Origin of the sequence: Candidatus Pantoea edessiphila (genome assembly GCF_002933345.1) — a bacterium.
Lineage (GTDB): Bacteria > Pseudomonadota > Gammaproteobacteria > Enterobacterales > Enterobacteriaceae > Pantoea_C.
The window spans coordinates 114,486-131,016 of sequence record NZ_PDKR01000001.1; the positions used below are offsets into that span (position 1 = coordinate 114,486).

Genomic DNA, 16,531 nt, shown 5'->3' on the forward strand with positions numbered 1-16,531 from the left:
TTTATTTATATCAGATATATATAATTAATATTCAGTATTCTAATTGGTTAGATTATTAATAAAGTTTTGTATCCAGTAGATTCTTGATTTTTTTTCTTTTATTTCATTATAATAAAATCGCAATTTTGTTTTTCCTTCTAATTTCCATTTATTAGGTTCTTTTTGTATTAAATTAACTAATTTTAAAATATTAATATTGTTTTTTTGATAAAAATCAAAATATCCTCCTTTATCGCTAATTTTTATTTTGCGTATACCTAATTGACGAGCTTGTAATCGTAATAAAGCAATATTGAATAGATTGTGTGTTGACTCAGGTAATGAACCAAAATTATTGATTAATTCTATTTTTACTTCTTGAATATCAGATTCATTTGTAGCACTTGCAATTCTTTTATATAATGATAAACGTTTATTTACATCTGTGATAAAATTTTCTGGAATAAGAGATGGAATTTGAAGTTCTATTTCAATTTCGCTATATAGCCAATTTTTTGGTGAACAGTTTTGCTGATCTTTAAGCTCATGAATAGATTTTTCTAATAATTCTAAATAGAGTGAGAAACCTAGTGTTTCTATTTGACCACTCTGTTTTTCACCTAACAATTCGCCTGATCCACGAATTTCTAAATCGTTTGTTGCTAATTGAAATCCTGAACCTAGTTCTTCTAAAGAAGAAATCACTTCAAATCTCTTTATTGCTTCATTAGTAATACAACTTTTATTTTTTGATATTAATAACCAAGCATAAGCTTGGTGATGTGAACGTCCAACTCTTCCTCTTAGTTGATGTAATTGTGCTAAACCAAAATTATTTGCCTGTTCAATAATAATTGTATTTGCATTAGGAATATCAATACCATTCTCTATTATAGTAGTACACACTAATACATTAAAACGTTGACAATGGAAATTATGCATTACTTTTTCTAAATCAATATCATGCATTTGTCCATGACCAATAGTCACACGAGCTTCTGGTACCAATTTGCTTATAAAATTAGCAGTCTTTTCAATATCATTAACTTGATTATGTAAATAATATACTTGCCCACCTCTTAAAATTTCACGCAAAATTGCTTCACGTATAGTTGAGCAATTAAATTCAGTTATGAAAGTCTTAATAGGTCGCCTATTGTCAGGTGCAGTGGCAATAATAGAAACATCTCTCATACCAGTCATTGCCATATGTAATGTACGTGGAATTGGTGTCGCAGTTAATGTTATTATATCTATATTATTGCTTATAGCCTTAATACATTCTTTTTGACGTACTCCAAAACGATGTTCTTCGTCAATGATTAATAAACCTAAATCTTTCCATTTAATATTTTTATTTAATAATTTATGAGTGCCTATTAATATATTTATTGTTCCCTCTTTTGTTTGTTCCAATAAATATTTTTGTTCCTTAAAGGTTCTAAAATTAGATAATACATCAATATGAACGCACCAATGATTAAACCTATTTTTAAAATTTTCGTAATGTTGTTGTGCTAAAATAGTAGTTGGTACAAGAATTGCTACTTGCTTATTGTTTTCTACTGCAATGAATGCAGCACGCATTGCTATTTCAGTTTTTCCAAAACCAACGTCGCCACATATTAATCTATCCATAGTTATAGGTTGGCACATATCCTTTAATATAGAATCAATAGCTTTTTTTTGGTCTAATGTGATTTTAAATGGAAACTTATTACAAAATAGATGATACCTATGTTTATCGTATTTAAAAGAAAAACCAACATTAGAATCACGTTTCGAATAAATATCTAAAAGTTCTGCTGCAATATCACGAATTTTTTCAATAGCTTTCTGTCTAGAACGTACCCAAATATCACTACCTAATTTATGTAATGGCGTATGATTTTTAGAATAACCCATGTAATAACTAATTAAATGAAGTGATGATACTGGCACATAAAGTTTAGCATCATCGGCATAAGATAGTATTAGATATTCAGCTTTAATACCTTTTGTTTCAATAATTGTCAAACCCATATAACGACCAATGCCGTGTTCTATATGAACTATGGGTTGACCAAAGCTTATTTCTTCAAGATTAGAAACTAATTTACTTAAATATGTGGCATTCCACTCTATTTTGTTTTTATAATGGTAATTAAAATTTTCTGGTATAATATCATTTTCACAAATTATCGCTTTGTTATTTAAAGAATCTATAAAACCATGATTAATATTATTAATTATTAAAAAAAATTTTTGATTAGATAATTCATCTAAATTTTTTATGATAATTGGATTTATCTTTATAACATTAAATAATTTTTTAAATTTTCTTTGGCTTATCTCATCTTTAACACAAAAAATTATATAACCAGTAAATTTCTTAATAAATTTATCTAAATATTCTAAGGAAAATTTATTTACTCCTTTTGAAGTTAATGAAGGAAGTGGTTCATAACCTAAATTAATATTTTTACTATTATTGGGTAATTTTTCATGTGTTGTTTTTATTTGAGGCCAATTTTTTAATTGATTTATTAAATAATCAGGTGTCATCCATAAATCAATTGGTTTTAATAAATATTTTTTATTATAGTAAGGTTGATTTTTATAATATTTATTTAAATTTTCCCAAAAAATTATAGCATTTTGTTCTAAGTTGCTTTGATTTATTATTACAGTCTCAGATGGTAGGTAATTAAACAAATTTGACAATGGTTGATCAAAAAAAATAGGATGCCAATATTCAATACCAAAAGGTAAAATTCCCATACTAATATTTTTATATACATAATCTTGTTTACAAGATTTATCAAAAATTTTTTCCCAACGATAACAAAATAATTTTAAAGAATTTTTATTACTAGGAAATTCATGTTTAGGCAATAAATTTATTTTCGAAACTTCTTCAATAACTTCTTGTTTTTCTAAATTTATTTTACTTATACTATTTATTTGATCATTAAGTAAATCTATACGATAGATTTTATCCTTCCCTACCGGAAATAGATCAAAAATAATATTTTTTTTTACATTATATTCACCTGGTTCTAACACATTATCAACATACCTATAACCCATTGTATCTAATTTATTTTTGAAATCAATATTAGACAATTTATCACCAATTTTTATCAAAATTATATTATAAGATAAAAAGTTATTTGGACAAAGACGTTGCATAAGTGATTGTATTGATATGATTAGTATTCCGTGACGTATTTTTTGTAGTATAGAAAGTATATAAATTCTATTTGATATAATTTTGGGGTTAGGAGATGTATTGCTATAAGGAATTGTTTCCCAATCAGGAAAATAGTAAACAGAATGGCTAGTGAAAGTAGTTATTTCATTAAAAAGTTTAATAGCGTCTTGTGTATTTGATGTTACGATTAATATAAACCCGAAATAATTTTCGATGATTTTAGCACATTCTATTGCATATGATGCATTAATTAATTGACCAAAATGATAAACTTCACCTGCTTTTTTGGGTATAAAGTACTTTTTTTGTTTAAACATAAAACTTCAAAATCTTCCGTTTATTTAAAAATTATTTTTTTACATTACATTAAATACACAATTAAAAAAAATAAGTTCTTTAATAAGAGAATTGATTTAATATAAATTACGTCTCTAAAAGATATATTACTAGCATGATATTCATACAATTTAATTAACTTTTTGTATATTAAAAATAGTTCTAAATTATATTTGCAAATATTTATTTCATCTTTTTATGTTTTTAGTAAATTCATGTTAACAAATTATAATCATCAAATATGTTACCTATTAATGTTAATTGTAAGTAATCTTTACTAATTAAGAATAAAAATAATATTAAATCAAAATAAAGAAAACCTAAAAATCATATATAATAAATTTTAAACTATAAGTAAAAATTAGTAGGATAATTATTAGTTGTAGTTTTTAATTTCTATTAAGATATTTTATATTTATTGACATCTATATTAAAGATTATAATTACAAGAGATAATTTTATTATAAAATTTCATATCTTAATCAAAATATACATTTTATTTCTTATGCTAGTTTTTATTATATAAAAACAAATTATATAGTCTATCATAGACTACTTTGACTACCTTTTTAAGGTTAAGATAACACAATACATTGATTTTTTATAATCTAATTAGTTAATTATTAAAATCATAAAAAATTAAATTCCTTTTTAAAGGAATTTAATTTTATTAATTAATTGTTTTTCAAAAAACTTAATAATAAAAGACCGACCATTTCTGTTTTAATATAATTTACATATTTAATCCGCTAAAATTCACTATTAATCAAAAAATGGTGTATGTTATTAGTTGTACATCAATAATACGACGTTATTCATTATTTTTTTGTATCATAAATTAATTTAATGATCAGCTTTAAGTTTTTGAAATAAAGTTTCGTATTCTCTACTAGCACTTCCTACATCATTTTGCCATTTTCCTTTCCGCATAATATTTTCTGAAGGATATAATAATTGGTTATTAGTTAGTTGTTTTGGTAAAAATTTTTTTGCTTCTTTATTTGCAGTTGGGTAACCAATTGATACTGCTACTTTTGCGGCTATATCAGGACGGAGCAAAAAGTTAATTAGTTTTAAAGCACCTTTTTTATTTTTAGCATTTATTGGAATTGAAAGATTATCCATCCAAAATATTCCACCTTCTTTAGGCCAAATTGTTTGCAAATGAGCACCAGATTTACGCGCCACATAAGCAGAACCATTCCAAACCATACCTAACAATACATCTCCTTCCATATAAGGATTTCCAGGATTATCAGAATTAAATGTTACTACATTTGGCATTAATTTTTTCAATTCTTTATATGCAGCTCTGATTTTTTTTATATCTTTAGTATTACCTGAAAGTCCTAGTTTAAGTAATGCTATTTGAAATACTTCACGAGCATCATCAATTAATAATAAACTTTTTTTATATTTTGGATTCCATAAATCAGCCCAACTATTAATAGTTTTTGGATTAATTTCATCAGAATTAACTCCAATAACAGTAGCACCCCAAATATATGGAATGGAATAATTATTATGAGGATCAAATGGTTTATTTAGTAAACGGATATCTAAATTTTTAAAATTAGTTAGTGCTGTTTTATCAATTTTTTGTAACATTTTTTCTTTACGCATTTTAGCAACAAAATAACTTGACGGAACTACTAAATCATAAAAACCATTCTTCCAGGTTTTTAATTTAGAATACATCATTTCATTAGATTCATAAGTTGAATAAATAACTTTAATACCTGTTTCTTTGGTAAATTGTTCTAATAATCCTGAAGGTACATATTCAGTCCAATTATAAAAATACAAAACATTATTATCTTTTATATGTGCTTTTGCAAAATTAAAAGTTAGAGCTAATGTAGTAATTAATAATTTAGCAAACCAATTCATTATTAGTTCTCTCCTTCTTTTTTTTACTTATTTTGTTAATGAGTAAAAATTGACTACTTGCTACTAAAAGCAAAGAAATTAAAACTAAAATTACCGTAATTGCATTTACTTCAGGTGAAACACCAACTTTAACCATTGAATAAATTTTTAATGGTAAAGTTTCAAAACTAGGGCTAGTCACAAAGGATGAAACTATAACATCATCTATAGACAAAGTAAAACTAAGCAACCATCCTGCAGTTACCGCTGGAATAGCTAAAGGTAAAATTATTTTTTTTAAAATAGTAAATTCATTAGCACCTAGATCTTTTGCAGCTTCAAATATACGTATATCAATATCTTTAAACCATGAATAAAAAGTAACAACTACAAATGGAAGACAAAAAGTAATATGAGAAATTAGTAATGACCAAAATCCAAGTGGGATACCTAATAACATAAATAAGACTAATAATGAAATTGCCATAATAATATCTGGTGACATAATAACTATAAATAACATTCCATTAATAAATTGTTTACCACGAAAATTATAACGATAAAGCGCTAACGCAGTTAAAGAACCTATGACGGTAGCGATACTAGCAGAGCATATCCCTATAATTAATGAATTTTTAGAAGCTTGAATTAAGCTATCATTATTTGCCAAAATTTTATACCAATTTGTAGTAAATCCTTGCCAATGAATACCAAATTTAGATATATTAAATGAATTAATAATCAAGATTAATATAGGAATATAAAGCCAAATATAAATTATAGCTATAAATCCACTATATAAATAACGTATCATAATTATAATTTTACCTTAATTATTTAATAAACGCATAGTTCGCCAATAAATTAATAACATTATCCACATTAAAAATGTTACTACAATACTTATAGAGGCCCCAAATGGCCAATCTCTAATATTGAGAAATTGATTTTTAATAATATTGCCAATAAGTAAATTTTGTGCACCTCCCATTAAATCTGATATATAAAACATACCCATAGCAGGAATTAATACAAGTAAACATCCAGCAATAATTCCAGGTATACTAAGAGGTAATATTATATAAATAAAAGTTTGTATCCTCCCCGCTCCTAAATCATAAGCTGCTTCTAAACAATTTTTATCTAATTTTTCTAAATTAGAATAAATAGGTAAAATCATAAATGGTAATAGAATATAAATTAATCCTAAAATTACTGCTTCGGGTTTATATATTATATGAATAGGTTTATTAATTATCCCAATCCCTATTAAAAAATTATTTAGCCAACCTCTAGTACTTAAGAAAACTTTTAAGCAGTAAATCCTAACTAATGAATTAGTCCAAAATGGTATAATTAATAAAAATAACATTAATGGTTTTATATTTATAGGTAATTTAGTTAAATACCAAGCAAATGGATATCCTAACAATAAACAAAAAGCAGTAGCTATAATAGCTATATTCAAAGAATGCAACAAGACTTTTAAATATAAAGGATCTAATAATCTTAAATAATTATTAAATGTAAATATTATCTTAATTAAATGATTATCATCACGAGTTAAAAAACTAGTTACGAAAATAATTAAATTTGGTAAAAACACAAATACAATTAACCATCCAACTATCAGAAAAATAACAAATTTTTGAAATGTATTACTCATTAACTTCATATGGTAAAACTACCTCCCAACTTTTTACCCAATTTATAAGCATTTTTTGGTCTAAAAAATGATCAACGTCTGGATCATCTTCATTAAAAAATTCGCTTACAGTTATAAATTTGCCATTCTCTAGTTCTATAGAGGATTCTAATGTCATACCTTTATAATTAAGTTCACGTACATAACCAATAAGTCCGTCATTGTCTTCATTATTATATAATTCTTTAACACGTAGATCTTCTGGACGTAACATAACGTGTAATTTATCACCTACTTTAACTGGAAAAGGACAGTGAATATCACATTCATAACCTTCAACCAATGCACGAACATGTAAACCCTGATTATCACTTTCTATTACTTCAGTATCAAAAACATTGATTTCACCAATAAAACTTGCTACAAATAAATTCTTAGGTTTTTCATATATTTCACGTGGAACACCATATTGTTCTATTTTACCATTCCTCATTACTACAATACGATCAGACATTGCAAGTGCTTCTTCTTGATCATGAGTTACAAAAATAAAAGTAATACCTAGCTTACGTTGTAACGCCTTGAGTTCATTTTGCATTTGTTTACGTAATTTATAATCTAATGCTGATAATGGCTCATCTAATAACAAAACTTTTGGACGATTTATTACAGCTCTAGCAATAGCGACACGTTGTTGTTGTCCACCAGAAAGTTGATGTGGGTAACGGTTGCTAAAATTTTCTAACTGTACCATTGTCAATGCATCTTTAACACGTATATTAATCTCATAAGACGGAATTTTCTGCATACGTAAACCAAAAGCTATATTTTCAAATACAGACATATGTGGGAAAAGTGCATAACTTTGAAATACTGTGTTAATATTTCTCTCTTCAGCAGATGTATTAGTAATATCATTACAATTAAGAAAAATAGAACCTGTATTGGCTTTTTCTAATCCTGCTATTAAACGCAAAATAGTAGTTTTACCACAACCAGAAGGACCAAGAAGAGTAATAAATTCACCGTTATAAATTCTCAAGTTGAAATTATCAATAACTAATTTATTATCAAAAAGTTTATTAATATCAGATAATATCATTAATGATTGCATTGTTTTTTCATATGTCATTTCAATCTCGTTTTATTTTAAAATTAATAAAATAGTAAATTAAATATTTAAAATAATTATTTAACATAAATTTTATTTATGTTATTATTTAGAATGTAGGTTATAGGTAATACATTGGTAAATATAAAAACTTATTGCTTATTAGTAATTTAGGTTTTGCTAACTTTATTTTAGGCTAATACTTTAAGTTTTATTTCAAAATATTTTTTATTCTTTATAATTAAACTCAATTTCTGTAAAACAGAACATAATTTGCAAATGAATTTAATATAATAATAACTTATTAAGTTAATCTAGTTCATCAACCAATTTAATAGCATAGCCTATATAGTTGTAAGGAGTTAGTTTTTTTAATCTTATTTTTTCTTTATTTGGTATATCAATCTTATCTATAAATTGATGAATAGTTGATTGATCAATATTATTTTTATGTACTAAATTCTTTAATGTCTCATATGGTTTTTTTATACCATAACGACGCATTATAGTTTGAATAGGTTCTGCTAGTACTACCCAATTACTATTCAAATCATCCATCATACAATCTTTGTTTATTTCTAATTTAGAAATTCCTTTTAATGTTGCTTTATATGCTATAACTGAGTAACTAAAAGCAACTCCCATATTTCTTAATACAGTTGAATCAGTAAGATCTCTTTGCAAACGTGATATAGGTAATTTATTGGACATGTGTTTCATCATAGTATTAGCTATACCAAGATTACCTTCAGAATTTTCTAAATCAATAGGATTTACTTTATGAGGCATAGTAGATGAACCAACTTCTTTAAGAATAATTTTTTGTTTAAAATAGTTTAATGATATATAACTCCACATATCACGATTAAAATCTATTAAAATGTTATTAAATCTAGTTATACAATCAAATAATTCTGAAATATAATCATGTGGTTCAATTTGTGTAGTATAAGGATTCCATGTTAGTCCTAAAGACATCACAAATTCTTTGCTTAATTTTAACCAATCTACTTCTGGATAAGCAACAATATGAGCATTATAGTTTCCTACTGCTCCATTAATCTTGCCTAATATTTGAATTTTATTTAACTGATTTAATTGACGCTGCATACGAAATACAGTATTAGCCATTTCTTTTCCCATTGTTGTTGGTGTAGCAGGTTGTCCATGTGTGCGCGATAATAGAGGAATATTTCTATATATTTTAGCTAAATTTTTTATTTCTCTAATTAATTGGTTCCAGCAGGGTATTATTATTTCGTAAATAGTTGTTTTTAACATTAATGCATAAGATAAATTATTAATGTCTTCAGATGTACAAGCAAAGTGAATGAATTCAGAAATATTATGTAAAACTGGAATATCATTTATTTTTTCTTTTATAAAGTATTCTACAGCTTTAACGTCATGATTTATATCTTTCTCAATGGATTTTATATAGCTAGCATCATTTTCGCTAAAATTATCGATAATTGAATTCAGAAATTCTTGAATATCTTCATAAAAAATTGGCACTTCTTTTATTTCTGCAGTATCAGAAAGCTTTTTTAACCAATTTATTTCAATTTTAATACGATATTTAAACTGACCATATTCACTAAAAATAGCCCTTAATTCATTTACTTTATCGCTATAACGACCATCTATAGGTGATATGTTTTTTAAAATAGATAATTCCATTATTTGCGTTCCTAAATTAATTTACTTTAATCTTAGTTAATTTAACAATTTCTTATTAATATAGATTAAATAAAAAGATCAAATGAATTAAGTCATATTAAAGATTATTTAAAGAAATATTATTATGTAAAGGTAATCTTTCTTTAATAATACCTCCTCCTAAACAGATCTGATCAAGATAAAATACAGCTGACTGACCAGGTGTAACTGCTATAACAGGTCTACTAAATATTACTTTAACACAATTATTAGAACATGGAATAATTTTACAGGCAATATCTTGCTGTTGGTATCTAGTTTTTACTGTACAGTAAAGAATATTTTTAATTAACTTATTATCATTAATCCAATGTAAATCTTTAGCAATTAAACCAATTGATAATAAATTTGGATGGTTTTTACCTTGCGCAATTATTAAACGATTACGGACAATTTCTTTGTCTACTACATACCATGGATGGTTTTTACCTTTTTTCAATCCACCAATACCTAATCCTTTACGTTGACCTAAAGTATAATATATCACTCCTTGATGTTTGCCGATAATTTGACCATCAATAGTTACTATATCACCTATACGCGGCGGTAAATAGTTTTTTATAAATTCATGAAATTTTCGTTTGCCTATAAAGCAAATTCCAGTAGAATCTTTTTTTGTGGCATTAATGAAATTAAGTTCTTTTGCAAGATTACGTACTTGTGTTTTTTTAAGTTCACCTAACGGAAAAATACTTTTTTTAATTTGATTTTGATTCAATGTATAAAGAAAATAACTTTGATCTTTTTTTATATCTAAACTACGTAGTAAATTAACTTGATCAAAATTATCTCTGCTTCTAACATAATGACCAGTAGCAATAAAATCAGCATTCAGATCTTCAATAGCAAATTTAAGAAATAACTTAAATTTTATTTTTTTATTACAAATAATATCTGGATTAGGAGTATATCCTTGTTTATATCCTTCGATAAAAGGTTCAAAAACATCATTCCAATACTCTGTAGCAAAATTAATTTTATGCAAATGAATTTTGAGTTTATCACAAACTGCTTGTGCATCAGCTAAGTCATTTGTTATGCTGCATCCCTCTCCATCATCTTCTTCCCAATTTTTCATAAACACACCTTCCACATGGTATTTTTGTTTTTGCAATAACCAGGCAGAAATTGAAGAATCGACACCTCCAGACATTCCGACAACTACTTTTTTTTTGAACATCATATTTCCGAGTGTATGCGAGTGTAATAAAGGCAATTAAGTTGTTATTAACCATTTAAAAGTATTTGAATAAATTTAAACAATATATATTGTTTAAAATCAATATTTAGTATGTTAGTAAAAAATAATTAGTTTTGTTTATTATAATATAAATATTTTTATTATTAAATATTTTGTTAATTTATAATTAGTAAAAATTTAACTATTAAAATTAATTCAATTATATTTCACAAGAAAGAAATAAACCATTTTTATTTAATTATGTTTTTTTAAATGATTGAAAAAATTTATTAACTAATTTAAAAGCAATAAATTAAAAATTTAATAAAAATAATAAACTATAACCTAAATAATTTATATATTAACAAATTAATTTATTACTTGAAGAATAAATAAAATATTATATTTAATATTATTATACTTTTATTAAGTATTTATATCTCCAGTAATATCAATTAATAAAGTAAATTATAGTTATTTATCATATTAATGGAGAATATAAATGGAATTAAAAGTGATTATTACTCAGCAAGATCAAAGAATTATTTTTAAAGATGACAACTTAATTGTGCCAAATAACCCAATCATTTAATTATAAATTATTCTATAGCTATTTAAATTATTCATAGCTATTAAAGGTCTTCTTATAACTCCCATTGAAAAAGGCATTCGTTCTTTAAATATTTCTATCGTCAACAGCTTGATTTATATGTTTATTTACTTCCGATACGTTATTACAATAATACCCCAAATCCAGTTAAAGACCCAGAAAACATTGATATAATAATTTTTTGTGAAAATTTAAAAGATATCTCTGCTAATATAGAATGGAAAGCTAATTCAATTGAAGCAAATAAGATAATCAAATTTTTTGGTAAATAAAATGAATATTAAAATAATCCGTTTTCTATTAGATTGTGGAATAGGAGTAAAATTATGTTCAAAACAAGGTACTTAACGTCTAATACGTTCAGCAATAAAATATACTATTGATAGTAATCGAAAATCACTTACATTGGTTCATAAAGGCAATATTATGAAATTTACAGAAGGAATATTTAAAATTGGGAATATGAATTATTAGAAATAAATTCGGAGCTAAATTTTTTTAATGAATGATGGAAAATCAACAACTAAAAAATGGTAATACTATAATTATTAAAGAAATACTTACTGATGAATTTTACAAAAAATGTTACTACATCCAATTGAATTAGATGTTATAGCCTGAATAAATTTAAATAGTGAATATATTTTTGATGATATTACAATACAACAAATAGGAGGAATTGGTATGTTACCTGATGCAAATATGGGAGATGATTGTATATTATTTGAACCGACATATTACTGTGCCTAAAGATGGTCAGAAGCTGCATACCTTATAATTAAAAGTAAAAGTATTAATTGTACAATAAATAAAAAACAGTCAATTACGATATCCAACGATTAATTGATAATTCTAAGTTGTTAAAAATGCTTTGAATTTGATAATGCAATTATTAAAAACATGTAATACACTATTAAAAATATTAATTCTAAATATTAAATAAAAACTTAATTACATCACCATCTTTAACAATGTAATCTTTGCCCTCTGATCGTATTTTGCCTGCATCTTTTGCACCTTGTTCTCCTTTATATAATATATAATCTTCGAATGAAATAGTTTTTGCACAAATAAAACCTTTTTTGAAATCATTATGAATTTTTCTAGCTGCTTGTGGTGCAGTTGTACCAATAGGTATTGTCCATGCACGAATTTCTTTTATACTGGCAGTAAAGTAAGTATGTAAATTAAGTAATGAATAGCCAACACGGATTACTTGATTTAAGCAAGGTTCTTTTTCTAATTTAAGAATGTTAGTCTGATTATTAAGATTTTGATGATTTATTTTAGTAATATCAGCTTCAATTAATGCACATAAAGGTATCACTAATATATTTTCTTTTTCAGCAATTTCATATAATTTATCCAAATTATAGTTATTATTTGAATTTTCTTCTTCAACATTCGCAATGTATATAGTTGGTTTTAAAGTTAAAAAATTTAGACAATTAATTAAAGACCTTTCTTCAAAAGTCAAATATAATGTTCTTAACATATTTGAATCCAAAAGATGATCCATGCATTTCTCTAATACCTTTAATTCATTTATAGAATTAATATTTTTTTCGCTTGTTTTTTTTGTTAATCTCTTTATTTTATTTTCACAACTATCTAAGTCAGCTAAAATTAACTCATCATTAACAATATTAATATCTTCTAGTGGATTAACTTTTCCTGAAATATGAATAATACTTTTATCATTGAAACAACGAACTACATGAAAAATCGCTTCAGTTGAGCGAATATTATTTAAGAAAAGATTTCCTAATCCTTCTCCTCTAGATGCACCTTTAACTAATCCTGCAATATCAACTAATTCCATAGTTGTTGGAACCAAGCAACGAGGCTTAATGATTTCTGCTAACTGATATAATCTTAAATCTGGTACAGAAACAACACCAATATTAGGTTTAATTGTGCAGAAAGGGAAATTTGCTGATTTTATATTCTTACCGGTAAGTGCATTAAAAACAGTAGACTTACCTACATTTGGTAAACCTATGATACCACATTTAAATCCCAAATTTTAATATCCTTTTTTGTTTAAATTATTAATTATTTTTAATCAAAATTATTTATTTAAAGAATTTAGACAATTAACAGCTTTAGTATAATTATTTTTTAACCATATTTCCGTACAAAATAAGGCTTCAACAATAGCTTTATTAATAAGTTTTTTTTCATCAACAGATGGTTCGCTAAGTACAAACCTTTCTACTTGATCACTATCTCCAGGGTGACCAATGCCAATTCTTAACCTATAAAAATTTTTATTATTTCCAAATTTATTAATAATATCTTTTAAACCATTATGTCCACCATGACTGCCACCTTGTTTAAATTTTGCTATGCCGGGAGGTAAATTAAGTTCATCATGAACTATTAAAATTTCTTCTGGTTTAATGTTATAAAATTTAGACATAGTATTTACTGCTGTACCACTTAAATTCATAAAAGTATCTGGCATTAATAAATATAAAATATTATGATCAATATCTAATTTTGATGTAAGTCCAAAAAACTTAGAATTATTTTTTAAAAAAAGATTATATTTTTTTATTAATGAACTCAAATACCACGCCCCTACATTATGACGTGTAAAAACATATTTTTTTCCAGGATTTAAAAGACCTACTATTAATTTAAGCCTGTTCATAAATAATACCATATTGAAAATTCAATATCTTTATATATTTTGTTAATAAATAAATTGATTATATAACTAATGATAAAAAATTAAAAATTATAATTATATAAATAATTTAAAATATATTAATGTTCAAACATAGCAGATATAGATTCATTATTACTGATACGTCTGATTGCTTCAGCTAACATCCCTGATAAAGTTAATACTCTAACATTAGGCAAGGATTTTATTTCTTTAGATAGAGGAATAGTATCACATACTATCACCTTATCAATAAGTGAATTTTTTAAATTTTTAGATGCATAACCAGAGAAAACAGGATGTGTAGCATATGCGAAAACACGTTTAGCTCCACGTTCTTTTAATGCTTCTGCTGCTTTACATAAAGTACTGCCTGTATCAATCATATCATCTATTAAAACACAATCTCGATCAGAAACATCTCCAATAACATGCATAACTTGAGAAACGTTATAATTAGGACGACGTTTATCAATAATTGCCATATCTGTATCATTTAATAATTTAGCAATAGCACGGGCTCTAACTACACCACCAATATCGGGAGAAACAACAATAGGATTTATTAAATCTAAACTTAACATATCTTCTAATAAAACTGGGCTAGCAAATACGTTATCAACTGGAATATCAAAAAATCCTTGAATTTGTTCAGCATGTAGATCAACAGTAAGAATACGATCGACTCTAATATTTGAAAGAAAATCTGCTATTAATTTAGCAGTAATAGGCACTCTGGCAGAACGTACACGCCGATCTTGACGAGCATAACCAAAATAAGGAATAACAGCAGTAATACGACCAGCAGAAGCTCTACGCAGTGCATCTGCCATTACAAATAGTTCCATTACATTATCATTAGTTGGAAAACAAGTAGATTGAATAATAAAAACATCACCTCCCCGAACGTTTTCATTTATATGCACACTTACTTCTCCATCACTGAAACGGCTAACAGCAATATCGCCCAAATTAGTATATAGACAATTAGCAATTAATTGTGCTAGTTCTGGAGTAGCATTACCAGTAAATAATTTCATATCTGGCATAAAAATCCTTGTTAATTATTGTAAAAGAATTTATTAATGATATGTATTTAATTAAATAATATTCATATATGTTATAATGACTTATTACTTAATTTTTCATAAAATAACTTGCGTAATGGAGATATATTTATACCTTTAGCTACAAATCCAGTAAAAGATTGAGGAATTAATTTCAACACATCATAAGCTTTACTTTCAATATCGAATACAGAAAATACACAAGATCCAGTACCAGTTAATCTAGTAGGTGCATAATTTAAAAGAAATGAGATGATGTTATCAATTTGAATAAAATTAGTGCGTACTATTTTTTCAAAATCATTAGAAAATGGTAAGTGCAAAAGTGTTTGAAGATTATAATTTTTATTATTTCTTGTTAAATTAAAGCAACTAAATATTTCTGATGTGCTTATATTTATATTAGGATAAACAATAAGATACCATTTTTCTTTTATTTTAATAGGTCTAATTTTTTCACCAATCCCTTCAGCAAATGCTGTAAATCCATAAATAAACACCGGTATATCAGCACCCAATTGCAAACCAAGTGTTGCAAGTTCATAAACTGTAAATTGAGTTTTCCATAAATAATTAAGTGCTACTAAAACTGTAGCAGCATTAGACGAACCGCCTCCTAATCCACTACCTATAGGTAATTTCTTTTGTATACTAATAAATGCACCAGTTTTTAAAGGTAATATTTTTTTTGATTTTAACTTTAATAAAGTTGCAGCTTTTATAATCAAGTTGTTTTCTTTTGGTATATTAATTAAATCTGTCAGTAAATCTATATCACCACTATTATTTATCTCTATTTTGATCATATCACTATAATCAAGAAGTTGAAAAATAGTTTGTATATTATGGTAACCATCCGATCTACGTCCAGTTATATAAAGAAAAAGGTTCAATTTAGCTGGAGCTGGCCATAAAGTCGTCATACTATCATATTCTATTACATTTTTAATAGCTGTTATTTTATTATATTTATAATTTATATTCAACTAAACGAATTCAAATTAAATTCATAATTAATATATACTTTGTTGGATTTAACTAACTGATAATTTTAGATAAAAAATTAAATTAAATTCTTTTATTTAAAGAATAGTTTATTATTAAAAAATCATTATTGTAATAATATAAAAAATCATTATTGTAATAATAAA

11 protein-coding genes are annotated in these 16,531 nt (G+C 25.3%); all 11 read right to left on the bottom strand.

Features of this window, described 5'->3' with window-relative positions; all coding sequences use genetic code 11:
• Positions 1-39: 39 nt before the first annotated feature.
• Positions 40-3,489 (bottom strand): transcription-repair coupling factor, encoded by a 3,450-nt coding sequence (gene mfd / locus CRV09_RS00610; protein ID WP_136132206.1) that lies wholly within the window; start codon positions 3,487-3,489, stop codon positions 40-42.
• An 862-nt stretch (positions 3,490-4,351) separates the two neighbouring features.
• Complete coding sequence (gene potD / locus CRV09_RS00615; protein WP_136132207.1) at positions 4,352-5,398, bottom strand: spermidine/putrescine ABC transporter substrate-binding protein PotD; 1,047 nt, start codon at positions 5,396-5,398, stop codon at positions 4,352-4,354.
• Entirely contained in the window at positions 5,382-6,191 is an 810-nt protein-coding gene (gene potC, locus CRV09_RS00620) for a spermidine/putrescine ABC transporter permease PotC (RefSeq protein WP_422386568.1), read from the bottom strand. Before potC ends, potD begins: the two co-directional genes overlap by 17 nt.
• 15 nt (positions 6,192-6,206) lie before the next feature.
• Positions 6,207-7,043 (bottom strand): spermidine/putrescine ABC transporter permease PotB, encoded by an 837-nt coding sequence (gene potB / locus CRV09_RS00625; protein WP_136132398.1) that lies wholly within the window; start codon positions 7,041-7,043, stop codon positions 6,207-6,209.
• On the bottom strand, positions 7,036-8,154 hold the full coding sequence (gene potA / locus CRV09_RS00630; protein WP_136132209.1) for a spermidine/putrescine ABC transporter ATP-binding protein PotA: 1,119 nt from the start codon (positions 8,152-8,154) through the stop codon (positions 7,036-7,038). Before potA ends, potB begins: the two co-directional genes overlap by 8 nt.
• Before the next feature lie 288 nt (positions 8,155-8,442).
• Entirely contained in the window at positions 8,443-9,813 is a 1,371-nt protein-coding gene (purB, locus tag CRV09_RS00635) for an adenylosuccinate lyase (protein ID WP_136132210.1), read from the bottom strand.
• 97 nt (positions 9,814-9,910) lie between these two features.
• A complete protein-coding gene (gene mnmA / locus CRV09_RS00640) occupies positions 9,911-11,032 on the bottom strand; it encodes a tRNA 2-thiouridine(34) synthase MnmA (RefSeq protein ID WP_136132211.1) in 1,122 nt (373 codons plus the stop codon).
• Between the two features lie 1,538 nt (positions 11,033-12,570).
• On the bottom strand, positions 12,571-13,665 hold the full coding sequence (ychF, locus tag CRV09_RS00655) for a redox-regulated ATPase YchF (RefSeq protein ID WP_136132212.1): 1,095 nt from the start codon (positions 13,663-13,665) through the stop codon (positions 12,571-12,573).
• A 48-nt stretch (positions 13,666-13,713) separates the two neighbouring features.
• Positions 13,714-14,298 carry an aminoacyl-tRNA hydrolase gene (pth, locus tag CRV09_RS00660; RefSeq protein ID WP_136132213.1) on the bottom strand — a complete coding sequence of 195 codons (585 nt, stop codon included), beginning with the start codon at positions 14,296-14,298 and terminating at the stop codon, positions 13,714-13,716.
• 116 nt (positions 14,299-14,414) lie between these two features.
• Positions 14,415-15,362 carry a ribose-phosphate pyrophosphokinase gene (locus CRV09_RS00665; RefSeq protein WP_136132214.1) on the bottom strand — a complete coding sequence of 316 codons (948 nt, stop codon included), beginning with the start codon at positions 15,360-15,362 and terminating at the stop codon, positions 14,415-14,417.
• Positions 15,363-15,433: 71 nt separating this feature from the next.
• Positions 15,434-16,303 (bottom strand): 4-(cytidine 5'-diphospho)-2-C-methyl-D-erythritol kinase, encoded by an 870-nt coding sequence (ispE, locus tag CRV09_RS00670; RefSeq protein ID WP_136132215.1) that lies wholly within the window; start codon positions 16,301-16,303, stop codon positions 15,434-15,436.
• Positions 16,304-16,531 lie beyond the last annotated feature (228 nt).